Source organism: Arcobacter iocasae (assembly GCF_042214795.1).
GTDB lineage: Bacteria > Campylobacterota > Campylobacteria > Campylobacterales > Arcobacteraceae > Arcobacter > Arcobacter iocasae.
In genome coordinates, this window is the sequence record NZ_CP090177.1 from 722361 (window position 1) to 737359 (window position 14999).

Sequence of the window (14999 nt, forward strand, 5' to 3'; positions counted from 1 at the left end):
ATATTATTTTAGTAAATCTTTGTTAGCACTCTCATGACCTAAATATTCATGTGCCAAATAAGAACTTCTAGCATATGGAGTTGAGTGTACAAATTCAAATCCTAAATCCATAGCAAGTTCTTTATATCTTGCAAATTGCTCAGGTTTTACATACTCAATAACTTTTGCATAATCTCCACTTGGCGCTAAATATTGTCCGATACTTAAAAACTTACAGCCAACAGCAACTAGGTCTTTAAATACTTGTACCATCTCTTCTTCAGTCTCTCCAAGTCCAACCATAAGAGCTGATTTAGTTTTGATTTTATCACCACCTAATTCTTTTAGTCTTTTTAATACTTGAAGTGATCTTTCATATGAAGCATTTTTTCTGATTTTATAAAATCGAGGAACCGTTTCAATATTATGTCCAATAATAACAGCCCCAGAATCAATAACAGTTTGAAGTGATTCTTCTCGTGCTTTAAAATCAGGGATTAGAATTTCCACTTGAGTTCCGGGACATTTTTCTAAAATATCTTTTGTCACCCTATAAAATTGTTGTGCTCCACCATCTTTTAAATCATCTCTAGCAGGACTTGTAATTACTACAAATTTAAGTCCAAGGTGTTTTACAGAAGTCGTAACTTTTTGTATCTCACTTAAATCAACTTCAGTTGGAAGTCCAGTTTTTACATTACAGTATGAACATCTTCTTGTACAAATATCTCCCAAAATAAGAAATGTTGCATTTTTCTTTGCAAAACACTCACTTATATTTGGACATTTTGCCTCTTGGCATATTGTATGTAATCCACCCACATCTTTTAAAAGATTTTCCATCTCTATTTGTGCACTTGGTGTTAATTTTTTTCTTAACCATTCTGGTTTTTTGAAATTTACTTTTTTCTCAGCAAATTCCATATTACTTGGCATAGTCATATTTATCCTTTAATAACTCTTCTTTTTTCTTTTTTTCTTTCTCATTTAATTGTGAATTTATCAATTCTACTTTAAAACTTTCATTAAAAGATTCTATCAATAAATTCTTTGCTTCTTCATATGTTAAATTTATATTTAAATCTTCTAAGCTGATTCCAAATCTTTCATCAATACTGTTTTCATTTTCTAAATTTGTGTTACTTTTTTTCACACTGCATAAAGGAATTGAACCGTGTTGAAATATTACTTTTTTTGTTCTTCTTTGTGCATTTCCACCAATTTTTTGTCTATTTACCAAAATATCATAAGCTTCATAACCCACTTGACAAAACTCATTTTTAGATAGATTTACACCCTCATCATCCTTAGCAAAACTCGTTTTTAGACCTAATTTTTTGTAAAAATTTAGCAAAAAATAACAAATCAGCTCATATGATTGTTTAATATTGTAACTTTTTAGCATAGGTGTTGGTATGACTAGTGAGTATGATAAATCATGACCATGAAATAGTACTCCACCACCTGTAACTCTTTTAGCAAAATTACCATTATATTCATCACAAAATGAATAAGAAGAAAAGTCCTGGGAAACCCCTATAGTAAATGATTTTGACCAATGATAAACTCTTAAAATAGCTTTATCATTTTCTTCAAAAGATGATATTAATGCATCATCTGTTGCCATATTTACCCTAGCAGAATTTTCACCATCTTTTATAACTCTAAACGAGCTTTTTTCTTCAATCATAGAAACCTTTTCTAAGCAAAAAATAATTATTTTTATCTTAAACTTAAATTTTAATTAATATTTTACATATTTTTAACATAATTTTCTAGTAAAATAGACTAAAATTTGTTGTTTTTTCATTATATTTGATAATATTTCTAATATAACTTAAATGAAAAAATTAATTTTTCTGATAAGTATATGTTAAGTAAAAATAAGTACCATATGACCACAATTCGATACACTCGATAATGGGCTTACATTATTTTTACATTTTGGACATATGTTCACCAGTAAATATAGAGAAAATCGCAATTTCTATTAAAAAATCTAACAAGGATTACTAAATGTCAGTTGAAAACTTAAACGATGTCTTGAAAGATCTTGATCCGCAAGAAACACAAGAATGGATTGATGCTTTAGAAGCAGTTATTGAAGAAGAAGGAAGCGAAAGAGCTCATTTTCTTTTGGAAAAACTTATTGATAAAGCAAGAAGAAGTGGAGCATATTTACCATATAATGCGACTACTGCTTATTTGAATACTATTCCAGTAGAACAAGAACCTAAAATGCCAGGTAACTTATCACTAGAGAGAAAAATAAGATCTATCATTAGATGGAATGCACAACTTATGGTTTTAAGAGGTTCTAAAAAAGATTTAGAATTAGGTGGGCACATCGCATCTTTTCAATCTTCTGCAACACTATATGATGTTGGATTTAATCACTTTTTTCAAGCACCAAATGAAAAAGATGGTGGAGATTTAATATTTTTCCAAGGACATATCTCTCCAGGTATCTATGCAAGAAGTTTTCTAGAAGGAAGACTTACTCAAGAACAAATGGATAACTTCAGACAAGAAGTTCATGGAAAAGGTTTACCATCATATCCACATCCTAGACTTATGCCAACATATTGGCAGTTTCCAACTGTATCTATGGGACTAGGACCTATTCAAGCTATTTATCAAGCAAGATTTTTAAAATACTTAACTGATAGAGGAATCAAAGATTGTTCTAATCAAAAGATTTATTGTTTCATGGGTGATGGTGAGTGTGACGAACCTGAATCATTAGGAGCAATTGGACTTGCAGGAAGAGAAGGATTAGAAAACTTAATTTTTGTTATCAATTGTAACTTACAAAGACTTGATGGTCCTGTTAGAGGAAATGGAAAAATTATCCAAGAACTTGAAGGTGAATTTAGAGGTGCTGGATGGGAAGTACTTAAAGTTATCTGGGGAAGCAAATGGGATGAACTATTAGCTAAAGATACATCTGGAAAACTTCTAGAACTTATGGAAGAGACTGTTGATGGTGAGTACCAAAACTTTAAACAAAAAGGTGGAGCTTACACAAGAGAAAAATTCTTCAACAAATACCCTGAAACTGCAAAACTCGTAGAAAATATGAGTGATGATGAAATTTGGATGTTAAACAGAGGTGGACATGATCCAGTTAAAGTTTATGCAGCATACAAAAAAGCAAATGAAACTAAAGGTAGACCATCTGTTATCTTAGCTAAGACTGTAAAAGGTTACGGTATGGGTGAAGCTGCTGAAGGTAAAAATATTGCACATGGTGTTAAAAAAGTAGATTTAAAATCTTTAAGACAATTTAGAGATAGATTTGATATTCCTGTTACTGATGAAGAAATTGAAAAATTACCATACTACTTACCACCTGAAGATTCAGAAGAAATGAAATATATCAAAGAAAAAAGAGCTGCGCTTGGTGGATTTGTTCCTCAAAGAAGAGAAGCCTTTACTGAAAAACTTGTTATTCCAGAATTAAGTGCTTTTGATGCTATTTTACAAGGAAGTGGTGATAGAGAAATTTCTACTACTATGGCATTTGTAAGAGTTTTAAATACACTTGTTAAAGATAAACAAATCGGAAAAAGAATTGTTCCTATCGTTCCTGATGAAGCTAGAACATTCGGTATGGAAGGTATGTTTAGACAACTTGGTATTTATGCAGCTGAAGGTCAAAAATATATCCCACAAGATAAAGATCAAGTGGCATACTATAAAGAAGATAAAAAAGGTCAAGTACTACAAGAAGGTATTAATGAGTTAGGTTCAATGGGTTCTTGGATAGCAGCAGCTACTTCATACTCAATCAATGATTGTCCTATGATTCCATTTTATATTTTCTACTCAATGTTTGGATTCCAAAGAACAGGTGATATGTGTTGGGCAGCGGGAGATCAAAAAGCAAAAGGTTTCTTAATCGGTGGAACATCTGGTAGAACTACACTTAATGGTGAAGGTTTACAACATGAAGATGGACATTCTCATATTATTGCTAATACTATTCCAAATTGTGTTACTTATGACCCAACATTTGGTTATGAAGTTGCAGTTATTGTTCAAGATGGTGTTAGAAGAATGTATGGTGAAACACAAGAAGATGTATTCTACTACATTACAACATTAAATGAAAATTACCACCAACCAGCAATGCCAAAAGGTGCTGAAGAAGGTATCAAAAAAGGTATTTATAAATTAGAAACTGTTAAAGCTAAAAATGACTACAAAGTTAATTTATTAGGTTCAGGTTCAATTTTACAACAAGTTAGAACGGCTGCTAAAGTATTAGCAGATGATTATGGAATCGCAAGTGATATTTACTCAGTTACTTCGTATAACGAATTAACAAGAGATGCACAAGATGTAGAAAGATCAAATATGTTAGATATCAATGGAAAAGATAAAGTTCCATATGTGACTCAAGTATTAGGTGATGACGAAGAATCTATCTTCATATCTGCAACTGATTATATGAAATCATATTCTGAGCAAATCAGCCCTTACTTAAAAGGAAGCTTCAAAGCTTTAGGAACTGATGGATTTGGTAGAAGTGATAGTAGAGCTAACTTAAGAAGTTTCTTTGAAGTTGATGCAGACTTTATTGTATTTACTACTTTATCACAACTTGTTAAAAATGGTAAATTGAAAAAATCTATTTTAGCTGATGCTATGAAAAAACATAACATCAACCCAGATAAAATCAACCCACTAAAAGCATAAGGAGTAAGAAATGAGTACAATTCAAGATATTTATATTCCTGATTTAGGGGCTGACAAAGATGTTGATTTAATTGACATTATGGTTAGTGTTGGTGATACAGTTGAAGTTGAAGATGGTTTAATTACACTTGAGACTGAAAAAGCATCTATGGATGTTCCTACAACTCATGCAGGTGTTGTAAAAGAGATACTTGTGAAAGTTGGAGATAAAGTAAATTCTGGTGATTTAATTGCAAGAATTGAAATCCAAGATGAGGCAAGTAACGAAGAAGCTCCAGCAGAAACTTCAACACCTGCTCCTAAAGCAGAAGAGAAAAAAGAAGCACCAGTTGCTTCAGCTCCTACTAGTTCTGAGCCAATGGATTTAAAATCAGCAGAAGCAGAACTTCAAGCAATTTCAGCTTCAGGTGCACAAGTTTCTTGTCAACTGATCCAAGATCAAACTATTTGTTCAGTAATTGAAGAAGTTCATATTCCTGATTTAGGTGCAGATAAAGATGTTGATTTAATTGATGTTATGGTTAATGTAGGTGATACAGTTGAAGCAGAACACGGTTTAATTACACTTGAAACTGAAAAAGCATCTATGGATGTACCTGCTCCATTTGCAGGTGAGATTTTAGAACTTTTTGTTAAAGTTGGAGATAAAGTAAACTCTGGTGACTTAATTGCTAAGATGGTTAAAACTGTAGTTATGGAAAGTAAAGTTCCAACTCCAGCACAAGCACCTAAACAAGAAGCTCCAAAAGAAGAGAAAAAAGCACCAGCAACATTACAAGCAGCAGTTGCAACATCAACTGTTAAAGAAGACACAAGTGTATTATCTCAAAAAGCTAAAAAAGTTTATGCAAGTCCAAGTGTAAGAAAAATAGCAAGAGAATTTGGTGTTGATTTAGGTTTTGTAAAAGGAAGCGCTAAAAAAGGTAGAATTCTAAAAGAAGATATCAAAGCTTATGTAAAAGAACAACTAAATAAACCAGCAAGTGCATCTGGAAGCGGATTAGGATTTAATCTACCAGAACTTAAAGAAGTAGATTTCTCACAATTTGGTGAAATTGAAACTGTTGAGTTAAGTAGAATCCAAAAAATTTCAGGACCAAGTTTACATAGAAACTGGGTATCAATTCCTCATGTAACACAATTTGATGAAGCTGATATTACAGAACTAGAAAGCTTTAGAAAAGCACAAAATGCTATTGCTGATGGGTTTAAACTTTCTCCTTTAGTATTTGTGGTTAAAGCTGTGGCAAAAGCCTTAGCTATTCATCCTAAATTTAATTCATCACTAAGTGCTGATGGGCAAAATTTAATTATGAAAAAATATTTCCATATTGCAATTGCAGTTGACACTCCAAATGGTCTTATGGTTCCAGTAATTAGAGATGTTGATAAAAAAGGATTTAAAGAAATAGCTATTGAAATGGCTGAGATTTCTAAAAAAGCAAGAGAAGGTAAACTAAAATCTTCTGATATGCAAGGTGCATCATTTACAATTTCTTCTTTAGGTGGAATTGGTGGAACTAAATTCACTCCAATTATCAATGCTCCTGAAGTTGCAATCTTAGGATTATCAAAATCTGAAATGAAACCAGTATGGAATGGTGAAAACTTCATGCCAAGATTAACTTTACCGTTATCATTATCTTATGATCACAAAGTAATCGATGGTGCTGATGGTGCAAGATTTACAACTACTTTATCACAACTATTAAGTGATATTAGACTATTAAGTCTGTAAGGAAGTGAAATGAGTAAAGTTATAGATATTTTAATTCCTGATTTAGGTGCTGATAAAGATGTTGATTTAATCGATGTTATGGTTAGCATTGGAGATAAAGTAGAAGAAGAAGATGGACTTATTACCCTAGAGACTGAAAAAGCCTCTATGGATGTTCCAACTACTCACGGTGGTATTATAAAAGAGATTCTTGTAAAAGTTGGAGATAAAGTTAACTCTGGTGATTTAATTGCAAGAATTGAAATAGAAGATGAAGCTTCAGCAACACCAGCTGTTAAAGAAAAAGTGCAAGAAGCACCAAAAGCTAAAACTGAGCCAGCAAAAACTTCTACAAATACTGATGGTGCAGGTGAAGTAAAAGGTCAAGTACTAGTAATAGGAGCAGGACCTGGTGGTTATTCTGCTGCTTTTAGATGTGCAGATTTAGGTTTAGATACAGTTTTAGTGGAAAGATATCCAACACTAGGTGGAGTTTGTCTAAATGTTGGTTGTATTCCATCTAAAGCACTTCTTCATGTGGCAAAAGTTATGGAAGAAGCAGAACACATTTCACATGCAGGTATCAAGTTTTCAAAACCTGAGATTGATTTACCAGGAGTTGCAGCTTATAAAAGTGGCGTTGTAAAAAAACTAACTGATGGTTTAGGTGCAATGGCTAAGATGAGAAAAGTAACAGTAGTACAAGGTTATGCTAAGTTTTTAGATAATAACTCTGTTATCGTTGAGCATACTGATGTTGAAGGTAAACAAACAAAAGTTACTTTTGATAATTGTATTATTGCAGCTGGATCTCAAAGCTCTAAAATGTCATTTATACCTCATGAAGATCCTAGAATTTGGGATTCTACTGATGCCTTAGAAGTAAAAGAAGTACCAAAAAGACTTCTAGTTATGGGTGGAGGAATTATCGGACTTGAAATGGGAACTGTTTATCAAAAATTAGGAAGCCAAGTTGACTTCGTAGTTAGAGGTAAACAACTAATGAGCGGAACTGATGCTGATATAGTTAAAATGTATACTAAATCAAATGCAAAAAGATTTAATGTAATGTTCGAAACTCAAGCACAATCAATCATCCCAAAACAAGATGGTGTTTATGTTGAATTCAAAGGTAAAAATGCACCAGAAGGTGCAGTAGCTTATGATGCAATTCTTGTAGCAATGGGAAGAAGTGCAAATGGTAATAAACTAGACCTTCAAAATTGTGGAGTGAATGTTGATGATTATGGAATCATAAAAGTTGACAATCAAATGAGAACAAATGTACCAAATATCTATGCAATTGGAGATATTGTTGGGCAACCTATGCTTGCACACAAAGCAGTACATGAAGGTCATGTGGCAGCTGAAGTAATAGCTGGTGAAAAAGTATTCTTTGAACCAAAACAAATTCCAAGTATCGCTTATACTTTCCCAGAAATCGCTTGGGCTGGTATGACTGAAAATGAAGCAAAAGCAGCTGGTGTAAACTATGAGGTATCAACTTTCCCATGGTCAGCATCAGGACGTGCTTTAGCAAGTGATGTTTCAAGTGACGGTATGACTAAACTTATTTTCGATAAAGATACTCATCAATTAATTGGTGGGGCACTTGTTGGAGATAACGCAGGTGAATTACTTGGTGAAATTTCACTAGCACTTGAAATGGATTGTGATGCAGAAGATATTGCACTTACAATTCATGCTCACCCTACTTTACATGAATCAGTTGGTATGGCAGCTGAAATATTCCACGGAAGTATTACAGACTTACCAAACGCAAAAGCTAAAAAGAGATAAAACTCTTTTTAGTTATGTTATAATTATGAATGACATTTTATAACATACTAGATTTTATATTCTTTTTAATACTATTTTTCCTAATTTATCACTCTTATGTACAAAAAACTTATCTAAAAATATTTGAATATTTTAAAATCTTTTTTATACTTTCAATCTCTGCAAAATTTGCTCCTGAAAGTGCAACCTTATTACAAAAATTTCATATAACAAAAGCAGATACATATACTACTCTTATATTAATTGCCTTTGCCATAAATCTATTAATACTATATTTTGGATGGGATTTTATATTTAAAATACTTTCAAAATTTATTGATAGCCAAAATATCAAATCTTTGTTAGCAAAAGTTATAACAGTGATTGAAATAAGTGTTTTAAGTACGCTTTTTTTATATGTGGCAATGCAGTTTTATCCTGCGAAAAAGTATATTTATCCATCTGTGAAAAAAAGCTATACCTATCCCAAAATTGAGAAGTTTTATACTCACTTTTTAAATGACAATTTTGTTTTTATGATACTGAATCAAGATACAGCAACAAATCACAAAGAGCTACTATTTAAAAGTTTTAAAAATAGCTTCTAATTTTGTTTGCCCACTCAATATAAGCTTTCATATTTAAATGTAAACCATCTGTTGTATAAATATTTAACAAAACCTCATCCCTTGATAAATTCTCATTTAAATCTATAAAAGTAAGATTATTGTCATTACAATACTCTTTAAGTTTGATATTGATTTCTTTTACTTTTTTATTAAAAGAGTTCATTTGTGTGTAAAGTACAGATTGTACAAAAACTTTTGAAGTAGATTTGATTTTCAATCTATTTAATATTTGGATATAATTCTCAAAAATTTTGTCTAAACTCTTATAAAAATTCATATCATTAATACCAATCATTAGATAAATACATTTAGAGTGAACTTCAATAGCTAAATCTAATCTAGCTAAGATATCAACTGTAGTATCAGCATCATGACCAAGGTTTATAATTTTTTTGGGGTAAAGAAGAACATCCCACTCTCCCCTTGCTGTAAGAGAGTCACCTAACATTACTATATCAATATTGTTTTTCATGTTTACCAACTTTATACTTTATTGATATATTTTATTAGCCTTTGGCTTATTCCTTTATCAAACTTTTATTTAATCTATATATTGTAAGTGTAAGTTTATCAATGAAACTTTTGTGATGGGATACGATTATCATAGATTTTTTTATAGAATTTAAAATCTCACATATAGTATTTTCACTTTTCTCATCTAAATCATTCGTAGGCTCATCAAGAAGCAATATTTTTGGTTTGGTAATAAGAATCCCAGCTAAGGCTACGATCTTCTGCTCACCGCCACTTAATTCATGTATAATCCTATTTTCTAACTTCTTTATGTTTAGACTTTCTAAAACTTCACTGGCTTTTGTATATGATTCATCTTTTGATACTCCTTTTGCTCGAAGAGCAAACATCACATCTTCTATTACAGTTGGGCATAAAAAGTGATTTGAAACATCTTGGGGTAGATATCCTATATCACTTCTATATTTTCTAAAATCTTTTAGTGAGCCCATTTTGTCATGGAATATTTCAATGTAACCACTTGAAGGAGAAATTAAACCTGCAATTATTTTAAGTAAAGTACTTTTTCCACTTCCATTTGCTCCAACAACAGCAACTTTTTCTTCATGTCCTACATTTAAATTTATATTTTCCAACAAACTTTTGCTTTCACATGAATAATTTACATCTCTTACATTAACAGAACAACTCATAGACTTACCACCATTTTATTAATTGCAACAATAAATACTAAAATTGAAAGGATAATATAGTTTTTATTTTTTGAGGGCATTTCAAGTAGATAAATCTCACCATTAAATCCTCTTGAAATCAAACTATCTCTCATCTCTTCTGATTTTCTAATTGATTTTATAAACATCATTGCAAATACATTTCCATATGTTTGGTAACTAAAAAGATTGCTTCTAGCATGAAATCCTCTAAGTCTAAGTGTTGCTTTTATTGTTTTAAATTCTTTAAAAAGATATTCAATCATCACAATAGAAAAATAAAATATTGTCACAAACTTTTTTGGAAATCGAAGTGAATTAAAACCTCTTACTATGTCATAACCTTTTGATTTATAAAAAACCAGTAAATTAAATAACAAAATAAAATTTGTTCTAAAAAAAAGCTCAATTGCTTTATTTATATCATGGAAGGCTACAAAAACAACTAAGAAAATTATAAATAGATTTATTAAAGCAAGTTTTTTTAAAATAGATAATACCTCTTTATACTCAACAATTAGCATAAAAAATATTGGCAATAAAAAAATATATTCTATATGAAAAGAAAAAGCTACAATTGCAGAATAAATAAGTGAAACTAATAATTTAATTGGATATTCGTTCATTTTCTCTTTACTTTTTTGATTAGGAAAAATATTATACCAATTAAAAGTAAAGAGATAACTATTTTATAATACTTTTGAGTCTCCTCTTCTTGTATATGTTTTGTTAAGCTTTGGATATGTGGCTTTGAAACTTCTATCTTCTCTTGTGCCATATGCCCACCTTCAGCATCAACGATTACATCTATATTTTTATACTTTGAATTATAAGTGTATTTTCCCTTATTATCAAGTTTATCTTCAAATACAATTTTATCTTTGTTTTTTATGATTAATCTACAGTTTTGACAAACTGCTCCACTTGCAAAATAAGCAAAAACATGTACATTACTATCTTCATTAGTTAAAAATACATTTAATTTATGAGCCCATACACTAGAAAATAGTATTAAAAGTATAAAGATATATTTCATAATTGTACCTTCAAAATCTTTGGATAAGTTTTTTTAATAAATTGCAATAAAAACATACTTATAATTCCTTCAATAAGCATAGCACCAGAATCAACTATAAATATAGTATATGAAGCATACTCATACTCTGGTTTTGAAAAAAGTAAGATTATTGCTAAAAAAAGCGTAGCAAAAAATGTACCTAAAAATCCCACTAAAAAAAACTTTACTTTTTCATTTAAATTATTAGTAATTTCCATATTATATAAATAATACACAATGATTGCCGGCATTCCCATAACAAAAAGATTTACTCCTAGTGATACAACACCTCCATAACCTAAAAGTAAAGCTTGAAGTACTAAAGCTATAAAAATACTAATAAAACTCATCCACCCAATTAGTATCCCAATCACGCCAATAAGGACTAAATGTATTTGGGTAACACCAAGTGGGACATGAATAAATGTTGCTATAAAAAACATAGCACTCATAGCTGCTGCTAAAGTTATCTTTTCATCTTTTATTGATTTAATAGAAATATATAAACAAACCAAACTAATAGCACTAACAACTACAGTTGATTCTAAAGTTAAGACACCATCTGCTATATGCACTAGTAAGCCTTAATCCAAAGCAATGCACCATTTTCTATAGGATACTCTTTGCCATCTTTATTTTTAATTTCACCCTCTTCAATTAAAGCTGCAAATCCCCACCATCCTTTGTGATTCATTACAAAAGAAAAAATACCATTAGCATCAGTTTTAACAACTTGTGTCACATGACTGCTTGTTGGAGCTTTTAAATTAAAATCATTATATAGTTCAACTTCTACTTCAACATTACTAGCTGGTTTACCATCGTGTAAAACTTTCCCTTGAAATAAATTACCCGCATATAAGCCAAAAGGTTTAACCATAGGTACTATTTCATACTTCAATCCAATAGGTTCATCCCAACCATCTTCTAAACCATAAGCACCAACAATTAGTTTTGGTACATGAATAATATATTTTCCTTCTGCTGGCTCAAAATAAGGTTGTGGCTCAACAAAAAACTTATATATACCTGGCATATTTATTTTATATTTTGCACTCCATGATTTGTGGTCTAATTTAGTAGTTTCACTTACAGGTATTTTATTGGTATTACTATTTACAAATAATTTTGGCTTTTCCATTGTCATTCCATTTTGCTCAAAAGGATGTATAAAGGAAATATCAAAAGTAAGTGTTGAATCTTTTTTATCCTCAACAACATCAGTATTTGACATAAAAGTTAAGAAGTGAGCTTCTGATAGTGTAAGTAACATAATAAGAGTAGAAATAATTTTTAACATGAGTTTCCTTTTTGTTTTGAAGATTATAAATCCATCTGCGTTAAAGCGCACTAAATAAAAAAGACACTTATGTATTTTTAGAGAAATAATGAAGAATATATTTTATAGTACCGCATAAATACCATTATTCGGCATGGCGAGAATACATTTTTTACTGTGCTTTGTTCTATAACCCTGATTGTAGTGTAATCGTAACGCAGTGGAAAAGCAGGATTAAGCGCATTGTTACCCTATTCGCCTAAACGAATTACAATTTTGGATAGAGATGTAATTCAAAATATCTTATATCAATTTTTTATTGATATCTCTTAGCTTGATACTTATATATATTTCCTATTATAAATACAATATAAAATATTTTAAATCTTTTTTTATGGATTAAGTTTAATTTTATTGTTGAAAACTAAACTTTTAATAAAATATAAAGGAGCCCTAATGATTGAAGCAGAAAAAATATATTTTAAGATAGATAATGTTTATTATAAGTTTATAAATCCCAATGAATGTAAAGAGAAAGAATTAAAATTGTCTACTTTTAATATAAAAGAGTTTATTGATAAATGTCTTGAAGAAATAAATGATAAAAATAATGGCTCAACTAGTTTTTCTACTTCTTTAAATATACAATTTAAAAAAGTAGAAATAGTCCCACAATATAATATAACTCCAGAAAAAATAAAAGAGATAGTATATAATAAGCTCTCAATTTCATACCATCAAGAAGCTGCAGAACTTAGTGGACTTTCATTTTTTATAATATTCTTAAGTATATTTTTTGGAATTCCATAAGCTGATGAAACTTGGAAACTTATTCCTTCCTTTTTAAGGAATGAAAAAAACAATCAATTGATGCGTATATTTACAAAAAAAGCCAAAGCACATGATAGTTCATAATGAAGAATAATTTTAAAGAAATTTGTAGAATATTGTGATAATATTGGATTAAAAATACCAAAAGTTCTTTAGCTATGAAAAGATATATAAAATCACTAGAAAAAAAAGAAAGAAAGGGATATTAAGTGAAGAAAAATAAAATTATATTCTTTGTAAAAACTTTTGAAAAAAAAGAATATATGCTTGACTTTCTAAATGGAAAATTATATTTGAACAAATTATCTTATTTTAAAAAGATAGAAGAAGAATTAGAAAATAATAGAGCTGATGAGAAAGAAGGTTTATGTGCAGTCTTTCAAGCAAAAAACACTAAATTTGAGATAAATGGCTATCAATTAAAAGATATTGTCGGTCCAATTGAAATGAAAGATCCACTCATAGACAATATACATATATTATGTTTATTTGCTGGTAGTACAAATGAAGATAATATCATTGAAGGAAATAAATTTAAAAGAAATAAATTAGATGAAATTGCAAAAGATTTAAATATATCAGATAATTTTAAAAATCTTGGGAAATATTGTGTACTAATACATAATACTTCAAAATTTATAGATAGAGTAGTAAAAACTGTTAAAAAATTGAACTATTATGCAAAAGCAGGATTAGTAAAGTACTATGATTATAATAGTTTTAATGGTTCATTCCAAAATTTAGATGCTGCTTTTAATAAAAGAAATCAATATAATCATCAAAAAGAGTATAGATTTGCAATAGATACAAATAATACTGTTAAAGAAGCACTCGTTCTAGATATAGGAAATATAGAAGATATAGCGACTCAGATTGATTTAACTGATTTAAAAATTAAATTTATATAGATAGCTAAAAACTCCGGGGACAGGATACATAATTACAAATTGAAGAAAAGTTTTTTAATAAAACTTACTCAATGATTGCAATAGATTATAAAAAGAAACAGCCGGGAACAAATAGAACTATATTTAACTTAATAATTAAGTATCCTGCCCCGGAATTTTAAACCCTACAAAGTATCGATTTTATAGGGTTTTTTGTGATTATTTATTAATCTTTAGGAAGTAACTTCACAGGAACGATTTGAAATTCATCCATATTCCATACATTGTTTGTAACATATGGCTCATTATCTATCCAATCATTTAATTCATCTTCTGTTTCAAAATCAACAAATAACGTAGAGCCAACCATTTGATCTTCTTCAATTAGAGCACCTGCATTGATTATTTTACCTTCAGCTATAAGTTTTTTTGCACCTGCAACATGGGCATCTCTTACTTCTAATCTTTTATCAAGAGCATTATCATTATCATAAGCAATTATTAAATATTGCATTGTATTCCTTTAGGTTTATTTTAAGAAATAGCATTCTAGCATTAAAAAAATATGATATAAATTATGTGTTAAAAAGAAGTCCCGAAGCAACGGCAAAACAGAAAGGATAAAGTATTACATTGAAGTATCTAAATAATAGTGTTATATTAATATTTATGGGCATTACTTCTTCTATTTTTGCTCCAGAAGAGAGTTTTTGCATCATGTTTAATTTAAAAGCCAAGTCAAAAAACTTGATAAGAATAATACTTGACATCCAAAAGCCATAATTAGATAAATAAATGGATACAGCAAGTGTATAAAAGAATGTAACATGCAAGACAAAATATAAAAAGATATTTTTACTAAAGACTTGATAGTTATTATAAATTAGGCCATAAAGATTGTCGTGTTTTTGCCAGTTTGACTCAAATAGTTCTAGAGCCATAAAAAGTAGTAATAA

General features: G+C 29.8%; 16 protein-coding genes. 6 read left to right on the forward strand and 10 right to left on the reverse strand.

The window, feature by feature from the left end; genetic code table 11:
• Positions 1-3 precede the first annotated feature (3 nt).
• Both lipA and LXN10_RS03635 read right to left on the reverse strand, forming a co-directional pair.
• Positions 4-921 (reverse strand): lipoyl synthase, encoded by a 918-nt coding sequence (gene lipA / locus LXN10_RS03630; protein WP_258238698.1) that lies wholly within the window; start codon positions 919-921, stop codon positions 4-6.
• The gene (locus LXN10_RS03635) at positions 905-1669 is read right to left on the reverse strand and encodes a lipoate--protein ligase family protein (RefSeq protein WP_375724575.1); all 765 of its coding nucleotides are present in this window, start codon (positions 1667-1669) and stop codon (positions 905-907) included. Before LXN10_RS03635 ends, lipA begins: the two co-directional genes overlap by 17 nt.
• Before the next feature lie 326 nt (positions 1670-1995).
• On the opposite strand from LXN10_RS03635, the gene aceE reads away from it, so the two are divergent.
• The 4 genes from aceE to LXN10_RS03655 are packed head-to-tail and all read left to right on the forward strand — an operon-like array spanning position 1996 to position 8784.
• Positions 1996-4680: a pyruvate dehydrogenase (acetyl-transferring), homodimeric type gene (gene aceE / locus LXN10_RS03640; RefSeq protein WP_375724576.1), complete on the forward strand. Its 2685-nt coding sequence runs from the start codon at positions 1996-1998 to the stop codon at positions 4678-4680.
• Between the two features lie 10 nt (positions 4681-4690).
• A complete protein-coding gene (gene aceF / locus LXN10_RS03645) occupies positions 4691-6418 on the forward strand; it encodes a dihydrolipoyllysine-residue acetyltransferase (RefSeq protein ID WP_375724577.1) in 1728 nt (575 codons plus the stop codon).
• A 9-nt stretch (positions 6419-6427) separates the two neighbouring features.
• On the forward strand, positions 6428-8197 hold the full coding sequence (gene lpdA, locus LXN10_RS03650) for a dihydrolipoyl dehydrogenase (RefSeq protein WP_375724578.1): 1770 nt from the start codon (positions 6428-6430) through the stop codon (positions 8195-8197).
• Positions 8198-8226: 29 nt separating this feature from the next.
• The gene (locus LXN10_RS03655) at positions 8227-8784 is read left to right on the forward strand and encodes a hypothetical protein (RefSeq protein ID WP_375724579.1); all 558 of its coding nucleotides are present in this window, start codon (positions 8227-8229) and stop codon (positions 8782-8784) included.
• On the opposite strand, the gene LXN10_RS03660 is transcribed toward LXN10_RS03655, so the two are convergent.
• The 6 genes from LXN10_RS03660 to LXN10_RS03685 are packed head-to-tail and all read right to left on the reverse strand — an operon-like array spanning position 8768 to position 12346.
• Positions 8768-9277 carry a GDSL-type esterase/lipase family protein gene (locus LXN10_RS03660; RefSeq protein ID WP_375724580.1) on the reverse strand — a complete coding sequence of 170 codons (510 nt, stop codon included), beginning with the start codon at positions 9275-9277 and terminating at the stop codon, positions 8768-8770. The two genes, LXN10_RS03655 and LXN10_RS03660, sit on opposite strands and share 17 nt — an antisense overlap.
• A gap of 46 nt (positions 9278-9323) precedes the next feature.
• Positions 9324-9971 carry an energy-coupling factor ABC transporter ATP-binding protein gene (locus tag LXN10_RS03665; RefSeq protein WP_375724581.1) on the reverse strand — a complete coding sequence of 216 codons (648 nt, stop codon included), beginning with the start codon at positions 9969-9971 and terminating at the stop codon, positions 9324-9326.
• Positions 9968-10615 carry an energy-coupling factor transporter transmembrane component T family protein gene (locus LXN10_RS03670; protein WP_129101283.1) on the reverse strand — a complete coding sequence of 216 codons (648 nt, stop codon included), beginning with the start codon at positions 10613-10615 and terminating at the stop codon, positions 9968-9970. Before LXN10_RS03670 ends, LXN10_RS03665 begins: the two co-directional genes overlap by 4 nt.
• Positions 10612-11025: a hypothetical protein gene (locus tag LXN10_RS03675; protein ID WP_375724582.1), complete on the reverse strand. Its 414-nt coding sequence runs from the start codon at positions 11023-11025 to the stop codon at positions 10612-10614. The genes LXN10_RS03670 and LXN10_RS03675 overlap by 4 nt, the downstream gene beginning before the upstream one ends.
• Positions 11022-11621, reverse strand: coding sequence for a cobalt transporter CbiM (gene cbiM / locus LXN10_RS03680; RefSeq protein WP_375724583.1), 600 nt, complete (start codon positions 11619-11621; stop codon positions 11022-11024). Before cbiM ends, LXN10_RS03675 begins: the two co-directional genes overlap by 4 nt.
• Positions 11621-12346, reverse strand: coding sequence for a DUF4198 domain-containing protein (locus tag LXN10_RS03685; protein ID WP_375724584.1), 726 nt, complete (start codon positions 12344-12346; stop codon positions 11621-11623). The genes cbiM and LXN10_RS03685 overlap by 1 nt, the downstream gene beginning before the upstream one ends.
• A gap of 435 nt (positions 12347-12781) precedes the next feature.
• On the opposite strand from LXN10_RS03685, the gene LXN10_RS03690 reads away from it, so the two are divergent.
• Entirely contained in the window at positions 12782-13135 is a 354-nt protein-coding gene (locus tag LXN10_RS03690; protein WP_375724585.1) for a hypothetical protein, read from the forward strand.
• 230 nt (positions 13136-13365) lie between these two features.
• A complete protein-coding gene (locus tag LXN10_RS03695; RefSeq protein ID WP_375724586.1) occupies positions 13366-14064 on the forward strand; it encodes a hypothetical protein in 699 nt (232 codons plus the stop codon).
• Between the two features lie 205 nt (positions 14065-14269).
• Here LXN10_RS03695 and LXN10_RS03700 read toward each other — a convergent pair whose 3' ends face one another.
• Both LXN10_RS03700 and LXN10_RS03705 read right to left on the reverse strand, forming a co-directional pair.
• Positions 14270-14557, reverse strand: a complete 288-nt coding sequence (locus LXN10_RS03700; RefSeq protein WP_375724587.1) for a YciI family protein — start codon at positions 14555-14557, stop codon at positions 14270-14272.
• Positions 14558-14618: 61 nt separating this feature from the next.
• The gene (locus tag LXN10_RS03705; RefSeq protein ID WP_375724588.1) at positions 14619-14984 is read right to left on the reverse strand and encodes a hypothetical protein; all 366 of its coding nucleotides are present in this window, start codon (positions 14982-14984) and stop codon (positions 14619-14621) included.
• Positions 14985-14999 lie beyond the last annotated feature (15 nt).